This window comes from Cryobacterium sp. 10I1, from assembly GCF_035019805.1.
Taxonomy (GTDB): domain Bacteria; phylum Actinomycetota; class Actinomycetes; order Actinomycetales; family Microbacteriaceae; genus Cryobacterium; species Cryobacterium glucosi.
Genome location: NZ_JASJVF010000136.1, coordinates 1 through 9049 on the forward strand (window position 1 = coordinate 1; position 9049 = coordinate 9049).

Consider the following 9049-nt stretch of genomic DNA (forward strand, 5'->3'; position numbering starts at 1 on the left):
GGTCTTCCTGATCGCCGCGCCGGCAGGCGCGGACCAGGAACACCTTAAGATCCTGGCGAAGCTCTCCCGTTCGCTGATGAAGCCCGCGTTCACGGCCGCCCTGCGCGCCGCCACGACGCCCGCAGAGATCGTCGAGCTCGTCACCAACGTCGTCTCCCCCGTTCCCGTCGCTGTCGGCGGCGGCACTGCAGCCCCCGCGGCATCCGTCCGCACCGGGGTCAAGCGCCTCGTCGCCGTCACGGCCTGCCCCACCGGTATCGCGCACACCTACATGGCCGCTGAGGCCCTCTCGGCCGCCGCGGAAGCCGCGGGCGTCGAGATGCAGGTCGAGACGCAGGGCTCCGCCGGCCTCACAATGCTCGACCCCGCGGTCATCGCAGCGGCCGACGCGGTGATCTTCGCGGTCGACGTCGACGTGCGCGGCCGCGAGCGCTTCGCGGGCAAGCCCGTCATCCAGGTTCCAGTCAAGCGCGGCATCGACGAGCCGGCCAAGCTCATCGCGGACGCCATCGCGGCCTCGGAGAACCCGAACGCCCGCCGCGTCGGCGGAACCGCAGGAGCGGCGGAGGTCGACGAGAAGAACGAGCACTTCGGCCAGAAGGTCAAGCGCGCGCTCCTCACCGGTGTCAGCTACATGATTCCGTTCGTGGCAGGTGGAGGCCTGCTCATCGCACTCGGCTTCCTCCTCGGTGGCTATGAGATCACCAAGATCGCCGATGTCGTCACCCTGCAGAACAGCCTCTTCAACCTGCCCGACGGCGGCCTTGCGATCTATCTCGGCGCGGTCTTCTTCAAGATCGGCGCCCTGTCGATGGGCTTCCTGGTCCCGGCGCTCTCCGGCTACATCGCCTATGCGATCGCCGACCGCCCCGGAATCGCCCCCGGGTTCGTCGCGGGCGCCGTCGCAGGCTTCATGGGTGCCGGCTTCCTCGGCGGCATCGCCGGCGGCTTGCTCGCCGGTGTCGCAGCGGCCAGCTTCGCGCGGCTCAATGTTCCGCGCTGGCTCCGCAGCCTGATGCCCGTCGTGATCATTCCGCTCGTCGCGTCGATCGTCGCCTCCGGGTTGATGTTCCTCGTGCTCGGTGGTCCGATCGCGTGGCTCACCGCCGCACTGAACACCTGGCTCACGGGTATGAGCGGCGCAGCGGCGATCGTCCTCGGACTGATCCTCGGACTGATGATGGGCTTCGACCTCGGTGGCCCGGTCAACAAGGTTGCATACGCCTTCGCCGTCGCCGGCCTCGGCACCGCGACCGTGGCCAACCAGGCTCCGTGGCAGATCATGGCCGCCGTGATGGCCGCCGGAATGGTTCCGCCGCTCGCGATGGCCCTGGCCACCGTGCTCGACAAGAAGCTGTTCAGCCCGATCGAACGTGAGAACGGCAAGGCGGCCTGGCTGCTCGGTGCGTCCTTCATCTCCGAGGGTGCCATTCCATTCGCCGCGGCAGACCCGCTGCGCGTGATCCCGGCGAGCATGCTCGGTGCCGGTGTCACGGGCGCCCTGTCGATGGCCTGGGGTGTCACGAGCAAGGCCCCGCACGGCGGCATCTTCGTCTTCTTCGCGATCGACAGCTTCGCGCTGTTCGCCCTGGCAATCGCGATCGGCACCGTCGTCGCAGGCCTGGTCGTCATCGCCCTGAAGCGGTACACCACGAAGAAGGTCGTTTCCGGAGTGGAAGCCCCGGTTCTCGTCACCGCCTGAACAACCAGTAGTACCATCACCGCATGAAAACGCGGCGGCCGATACGTGATCCGTACCGGCCGCCGCGTAATATCGTTACCGTGGGCAACCAATTCCCACGCAAGAATAGAGGTTAAACCGTGCAGCAGAACTTCTCCGGCGTGGGCGTCAGTCCCGGGCGGATCATCGGATCGATTCGGCAGATGCCCAAACCGGTCAGTGAACCCCCGGCCGGAGAACGATTGGCCGCGTCCCTCTCAGCGGATGCCGCCGCCGAACTGCTGCGTGCCTCTGCCAAGACCGTGCAGGTCGAGTTACAGAACCGCGCAGCGGGAGCGACCGGCGCGAGCAAGGCCGTCCTCGAGGCCACCGCGCTGATGGCGACGGACCCGATGCTGATCAAGGCGGCCATCAAGCTGATCAAGACCGGCCTGTCCGCCGAGCGGTCGATCTGGGAGTCCGGCGCCTCCGTCGCCGAGATGCTGATCAACCTCGGCGGGTATATGGCCGAGCGGGCAACGGACGTCCTCGACGTGCGCGCCCGTATCGTCGCAGAGCTCCGCGGTGTTCCCGCGCCGGGCATCCCCCTCGCCGACGCACCGTTCATCCTCGTCGCAGAGGACCTCGCCCCCGCTGACACCGCGACCCTGGACCCGGAGAAGATCCTCGCCCTCGTCACCTCCGGCGGCGGACCGCAGTCCCACACCGCGATCATCGCCCGCGCCCTCGGCCTCCCGGCCGTCGTCGCAGCCCCCGGCGTCGACGCCCTCGAAGACGGCATCGAGGTGTACGTTGACGGCGCGGCCGGCCTCCTCTCCCTCGAGCCCGGCGCCGAGGAAATCGCCGCCGTGGAAGCCTGGAAGACCGCCGCAGCGATCCTCGCCGTCTTCGATGGCAACGGTCGCACCGCGGACGGCCACCTCGTCCCCTTGCTCGCCAACGTCGGCGGAGCCAAGGACGCCGTCAAGGCTGCCGAAGCCGGCGCCCAGGGCGTCGGACTGCTCCGCACCGAGTTCTGCTTCCTCGAGCGCGAGACCGAGCCCACGATCGAAGAACAGGTCATCGCCTACCGCGGCGTGTTCGACGCGTTCCCCGGCCAGAAGGTCGTCGTACGCACCCTCGACGCCGGCGCCGACAAGCCGCTGCCGTTCCTGACCGACACGAGCGAGCCCAACCCCTCGCTCGGCGTGCGCGGATACCGCACCGACCTGACCACCCCTGGGGTGCTGGCCCGCCAGCTCACCGCGATCGCCCAGGCCGCCGAAGGTTCCTCGACCAGCGTCTGGGTGATGGCCCCGATGATCGCGACGCCGGAGGAAGCCGCGGAGTTCGCTGCGATGTGCGCCACCGCAGGGCTCAAGATCCCCGGCGTCATGGTCGAGGTCCCCTCCGCCGCGCTCCTCGCGGACCGGATCCTCGGTGAAGTCGACTTCGTCAGCCTCGGCACGAACGACCTCACCCAGTACACGATGGCCGCCGACCGCCAGCTCGGCACTCTCGCCGCGCTGAACTCCCCGTGGCAGCCTGCCGTGCTCAAGCTCATCGGACTGACCGTCGAAGGCTCGATCGCCGAAGGCAACAACAAGCCCGTCGGCGTCTGCGGCGAGGCCGCCGCCGACCCCGTGCTCGCCGTCGTGCTCGTCGGACTCGGGGTCGCGACCCTGTCGATGACCTCCCGTTCGCTCTCCGCTGTCGGAGCCGTGCTGAAGTCCGTCACCCTCGACGATGCCAAGAAGCTCGCGGTCCTCGCGGTGTCCGCGCCGAATCCGACCGAGGCCCGCAAGCGCGTGCGCGCCGGATTGCCCATACTTGAAGAGTTGGGTCTGTAACCGCACACGCGTAACCGCTCCCCGCACCACTCCAGTCAGCCCGCAGTATCGTCGAGCACGACCGTCGTCGAGTATCAACCAGGAGGAATTATGTCCGAACGCACAGCCACCATTGCCAGCCGAGTCGGCCTGCATGCCCGTCCCGCGTCCATTTTTGCGGCCGCCGTCGGCGAACTGCCGATCGAGGTCACCATCGCGATGGAGGGCGAGCCTGCTGAAGACGCCATGGACGCCTCGAGCATCCTGAGCCTGATGAGCCTCGGTGCGGCCAACGGCGACGTCGTCGTGCTGCGCGCGGAAGGCGACGGAGCCGACGAGGCGCTCGAAGCCCTCGTCAAGATCCTCGAGACGGACCTCGACGCCGAGTAATACTCCACCGGAACAACAGGAAGCACCCTCGGTAGTCGGGGGTGCTTCCTTCTTTGTGTGCTCGTCGCTGGTCTACGAGCCGACGAGTGTGATGAAAGCGCTCAACTGGGCGAGCGCCTCGACGCTGTGCGGCAGCGAGTCCGTGAGCGCGGGCGAGTAGACGAGCCACGCCGCCCACTGCGCGCGCGAGATGGCGACGTTGAGCCGGTTCGCGAGCAGCAGGAATTCGAGGCCGCGCGGCACCTCCTCCGCGGACGACGCCGCGAGCGAGACGATCGCGACCGCGGCCTCCCTGCCCTGGAATTTGTCGACCGTGCCGACCGGGACCGAGGAGAGGCCGGCCGCCCGGAGTCGTTCCCTGATCAGGGCGACCTGGGCGTTGTACGGAGCGACCACGATCACGTCCGCCTCCCCGAGCGGGACCGTTCGCCCGGCGGATGTCCACGGCCGGCCGATGGCGTCGCGGACGAGCCCGACCACGACATCCGCTTCTTCGATCGACGAGGTCGCGTTGTCCGTGTGGCGCACCGGAACGGGATGCAGCCCCGGTTCCACCCCGGCCAGGGCGCGGTCGGAGGGGTGCGAGCGGAGTTTGCCCTCGTAGGAGAGCGCCGAAACAGGAGCGCAGACGGCCGGGTGCATCCGCCAGCTCGTCGCGAGGAAATACCCGAGCTCGGCGGGGAGCACCCGATGCCCGTCCGTGAGCCAGCCGAGCGCGGAGAGGTCGACGGGCTCGGGGTGCGTGCCCTGGCTGACCTGCGGCAACTGCTGCGGGTCGCCGAGAAGCAGCAGCCGCTCCGCCGAGACGGCCGCGGCAATCGTGCTCGCGAGGGAGTACTGCCCGGCCTCGTCGATCACGAGCAGGTCGAGGGAGCCGCGCGGGATCCGGTCGGCGTTGCTGAAGTCCCAGGCCGTCCCGCCGAGTACCCAGCCGTCCGAACGGCCGGTGAAAGCGGCGAGACCCTTGACATCGAGGGCGAGCCACGGAACGGCAGTGCCTTCTTCGCCCTTCTTCGGTCTTTTGCCGACGCGGTCCGGGTCGAGCCCGACTCCGGCGCCCGCCTCGACCACCGCGCGCAGCATGTTCTCGACGGCCGCATGCGACTGCGCGACGACGCCAATTTTCCAGCCGTGCCGGACCACGAGGTCGGCGATCACCCGCGAGCCGACGAAGGTCTTCCCTGTTCCGGGCGGGCCCTGGACGGCAAGGTAGGAGTGATCGAGGGCCAGCACGGCATCGCGGATGGCGCCCTGGGTGTCTCCTGCGGTAACGACAGGCAGGGTGGCGCCCCCGCGCAGTCGCGGCGGCACCCGGCGCAGGATGTCGAACGCGGCATCCGCGAGCGGCAGCGGCCATGCGGACAGCACGGCCCTGCCCCACTGGGAGATCGCGCCGACCTGGCTGCCGGGCTGCGGCGGGGTTCCCGGAGTGACGGCGACAGGGAGCGCGTCGTGGTGGGGCGCGTCGCGTTCGAGGATCTCGTCGACGAAGATCACGCCGTCGTCGAGGGCACCGCCATCGAGGACGCCGTCGTCGAGGGTGCCGCCGAATCCGCCGTCGTCGCCCACCTGCACGATGGTCGCCTTGTTGTGGGCGGTGCGGGCGCCCGGCTCGTCGCTCCGCCGGATCGGCGGATACGGCGGGTCGTAGACGAGGAACGGCTGTTGCCCTGCTTTGAGCGAGCTTCCGGGCGCCGGGGTGCCCTCGAGCCGGAGCAGGCGCCGGTCGAGGACCTGCCTGCCCTCGCGGTGCCAGCCGATCTCGACGGTGGCCCGCACGACCGAGAAGACATCCCTGGTGTCCGACCAGTCCTCGAGGGGCGACGCGAGCCTGGCGAAGTGGTCCCACCAGAACGATTTCTGTTCGCGACGATGGTAGTCGATGGCCGCGGCCGCGAGGGCGAGCGCGGTCTCGTCGCTCGTGCGGCCGGTCGGCGGCACCTGTTCGAGCAGGGCCGTCAGTTCGAGGTAGACCGGGTCGGGTTCCCGCTCGGGGACCGCGATCGCGAGCTCGCCGGCACGAGCCGCGACGCCGGCATCGCCCGAGGCACCGAGGCGTCCGGCGGCACCGTCGTCGAAGGCACCGTCGTCGACGGCACCGTTGTCCGCGGCCCGGTCGAGGAGCCAGTCCCGCAGCCGCCGCGTCGACCGGCAGTCGTAGGCGTTGTACCGCGCGATGTCCTCGAGGACGGCCGCAGCGGCATCCGCCTCGCCGGCGGCGAGGAGCTCGCCCGCGTGCGCGTACTCGGCGATCGAGTCTGCGGCGTTGTCGACGCCCTCCCTGGCCTCCTCCCCCATGTACAGCGGCTCGAGCTTCTTGAGCGAGTAGCTGCGGCTGCCGACCCGGAGGCCCTGCCGCACGATCGGGTACAGGTCGACGAGCACGTGGTTGCGGAGCAGATCGTCGACGGTGTCCTCTCCGACGCCGTGCCGCGCGGCGAGGCTGAGCAGGTGGGTGCGCTCGTAGGGGGCGTAATGGTAGATATGCAGGTCGGGGTACCGTTCCCGTCGTTCGTGCACGTAGGCGAGGAAGCCGATGAGGGCCTGGCGTTCCTCGGCGTGGCTGTGCGCCCAGAAGGCGCGGAAGGTGTCGTCGGGTTCCACGAGGCCGAACAGGTAGTCGAGGCCCCACACCACGGTGCCGGCTGAGGCGTCGTCCGCTCCCTCCTGGTACAGGGGGTCGCCCTCGAAGTCGAAGAAGATATCCCCCTGGCTCGGCCGCGGAAGTGCGGCGAGCGCCGGCGGATTGGTCACCTGCCAGGCGAGCGGCCGGCCGGGGTGCGGGTCGAGCTGAAGACTGGCCTGTGCGCGCAGGGTCGCGAGCGTCGAATCGGTGATCCCGGCGACCGGCCCCGCAGACGCGGCGAGCTCCTCGATCGTCCCGATCCCCGCAGCGCGCAGGCGGGCACGCTGCGAGAGCCGCAGCCGGGCGACCAGGAGCACGTCCCGGTGCAGTTGCACCTGCTCCTCACAGACCGCGCAGCGTCCGCAGGCGACGTACCGGGGGTCACCCCAGGGGGTCGGCGCGGCGTCGGCGAGGCGTTCGTCGATCAGGCCCTCGAGCCTGGCCCGCCTGGCCCGGTACACCGGAAGGATGTCGGCCAGCCTGTGCGAACTCGTGCGCCCGTCGCCGAGAAGGAGGTGCACCCGGTCGCCGGTGCGGATACCGAGGCGTTCCAACTGGTCGCTGTACGCCGCGAGTTGGAGCAGCGCGGTCACCTTGGCCGAGCGGGCCAGTTTCGTGTCGTAGACCTCATAGCCCGGCCCCGCCGCGGCGCTTTCCGCCGAATCGCCCTGCTCCGGCGAGCGGATGATGAAGTCCGCGTACCCGAGGAAACGCCCGTCGAAGAAGGCGGCCTGGAACACCACCGCGGCGCCGGCTCGGAGGGCGTCGGCACTCAGCCGGGCGGCTTCGAGGATCGCAGCGCGCTCGGCGCGGGCCGGACGCTCGATCTCGATGACGGGCCCGGTCGAACGGAGCCGGTTCAGCATCCGCAGTTCGTGGGCATCGCCGAGTTCCGCGGTGCGCGCGAGCATGGCGTCCGCGGGATCCGGAACCGGGTCGATCCGCCCGAGGCGTGCGTCGAGCCGGCGCATCACGGCCCATTCGCAGACCGCGGCCGCGCTCAGGTCGCTCGCAGAGTACACGACGGTGACAGGGTCAAGCAGGAACACGACGGCCTCCCGAAAGGATCTGCCCCGAGGCTAACCGAAGCCACCGACGTACGGGTGCTGTGAGCAGGCTGTGGAATCCCCCGCTGCGCGAAGTCGCCCACTAGCCTCGACCCAACGGCAGTGTTGGCGTGGCCGGGCTTCCCCCTCACGGGGTGCCCCGGAGGGTTTCCTCGACGTCGGACTCCGCATCCTCATCGACGAAATCAGAAGGACACACCGTGAGCGAAACCACCAGCACGAGCACGAGCGACGACACGGCCGGAACGGCGACGGGCCCCGACGGCCACATCATCCAGGACTGGACCGACCTCGGGAAAGAGATGTGGTCGTACCTGACCGGCAAGAGCGCCGTGATCAACTACACCTTCATCGACATGGCCGTCGAAGTCCCCCGGGACATCGGACCGGACGCCCCGCGGGCGACGTGGAAGCTGAACGGGACCCTCCGCGTCACGACGAGCGAAGGCCCGACCACCGAGTCCCTCGCCCGCTGACCATGGCAACGACCACCCGTCTGGACATCGATCTCGCCTTCTCCCTTGCCGAGCCGGACGGCCAGTACGGCGGCGAACGGATGCAGGGAACGATCACCGCCGCCGGCACCGACGTCGAGATCTTCGCGAGCCGGCCAGAGCTCTTCCTGCAGACGAGGACGATCACTCTCAAGGAGATCCGCACCCTCGCGGCAGACCTGGCCGAACGGGGGCTCTCGGTCGCGCTGAGCGGTCCGAACGGGCTCGTGGTCCGGCTCGGTGCGATCCCGGCTCACCGGCTGCAGCGCCTCCTGACCGGGTCCGCGCATGTCGCCCTCGGCAGCCGGGCGGCCCTGGCGCCGCTGCTGCGGCGTCGCAGGCGCGCCGCAGGGGCAGAACCGGCACCGGTCGTGACCCTGCCGCCCTCCACCCTCTTCCCCCTGGTACCGACGCTCGACCGCCGCATCCGGCGCACCGTGACGACCACGCACTACACCCGCGGATCGGGGCGTCCCCGACTGATCTTCGTCGTCGGATCGGAAAACTGGGACGGCACCCCGCCCCGCCAATTCGACCTCATGCCGGAGACCACGACGATCGGATCGAGCCCGGACGCCGATCTGAGGCTCGACGGTCTCTCCCCCATCCACGCCGAGATCCGGCATGACCAGAACGACGAGTACGTGTTCTTTCCCCTCGGGCCCGTCACGCCGGGAACGGAGTCCCCGGGCATCGACGGAAGTCGTCCGTCAGAGGGGGGCCGGATTCTGCGCACCGGCGCGCGCATCGAACTCGGGCCGTGGCGGATGGCGTTCTTCCGCGAGGAATTCGCCGATCACGGTCGTCCGTACGGCGGCAGGGTGGGCGGGGAACTGGCGTACCAGAAGCCGCAGCCCGCGCGCCGGACCGGAGCGACGCCGCCACCGGCCACACCAGGGCCGCCGGTCTCCTAGGAGCGTGGGTCAGTAACGGCGAAGTTTAAAACGCCGACGGATTTCCTGGGCTGGGGTTGTTGGTCTGGG

Annotated in this window: 6 protein-coding genes; 5 read left to right on the forward strand and 1 reads right to left on the reverse strand. The window is 69.7% G+C overall.

What is annotated here, in order from left to right; all coding sequences use genetic code 11:
• The 3 genes from QN345_RS12125 to QN345_RS12135 form a co-directional block, all read left to right on the forward strand.
• Positions 1 to 1702, forward strand: a 1702-nt coding sequence (locus tag QN345_RS12125; protein WP_323508686.1) for a fructose-specific PTS transporter subunit EIIC, incomplete at its 5' end; no start/stop codon positions are given.
• Positions 1703 to 1821: 119 nt separating this feature from the next.
• Positions 1822 to 3510: a phosphoenolpyruvate--protein phosphotransferase gene (gene ptsP / locus QN345_RS12130; protein ID WP_134445913.1), complete on the forward strand. Its 1689-nt coding sequence runs from the start codon at positions 1822 to 1824 to the stop codon at positions 3508 to 3510.
• Positions 3511 to 3600: 90 nt separating this feature from the next.
• Entirely contained in the window at positions 3601 to 3879 is a 279-nt protein-coding gene (locus QN345_RS12135) for an HPr family phosphocarrier protein (RefSeq protein WP_134445914.1), read from the forward strand.
• 72 nt (positions 3880 to 3951) lie between these two features.
• Here QN345_RS12135 and QN345_RS12140 read toward each other — a convergent pair whose 3' ends face one another.
• Complete coding sequence (locus QN345_RS12140; protein ID WP_322135381.1) at positions 3952 to 7554, reverse strand: TM0106 family RecB-like putative nuclease; 3603 nt, start codon at positions 7552 to 7554, stop codon at positions 3952 to 3954.
• A gap of 287 nt (positions 7555 to 7841) precedes the next feature.
• Here QN345_RS12140 and QN345_RS12145 point away from each other — a divergent pair, with 287 nt between their 5' ends.
• Both QN345_RS12145 and QN345_RS12150 read left to right on the forward strand, forming a co-directional pair.
• On the forward strand, positions 7842 to 8048 hold the full coding sequence (locus QN345_RS12145) for a hypothetical protein (protein WP_322189861.1): 207 nt from the start codon (positions 7842 to 7844) through the stop codon (positions 8046 to 8048).
• A gap of 2 nt (positions 8049 to 8050) precedes the next feature.
• Complete coding sequence (locus tag QN345_RS12150) at positions 8051 to 8980, forward strand: FHA domain-containing protein (RefSeq protein WP_322188230.1); 930 nt, start codon at positions 8051 to 8053, stop codon at positions 8978 to 8980.
• The last annotated feature ends 69 nt before the right edge of the window (positions 8981 to 9049 follow it).

Excerpts from the sequence above, each read along its gene's own strand:
- QN345_RS12150 (WP_322188230.1), top strand. The coding sequence starts at position 8,051 with ATGGCAACGACCACCCGTCTGGACATCGATCTCGCCTTCTCCCTTGCC.
- QN345_RS12135 (WP_134445914.1), top strand. The coding sequence starts at position 3,601 with ATGTCCGAACGCACAGCCACCATTGCCAGCCGAGTCGGCCTGCATGCC.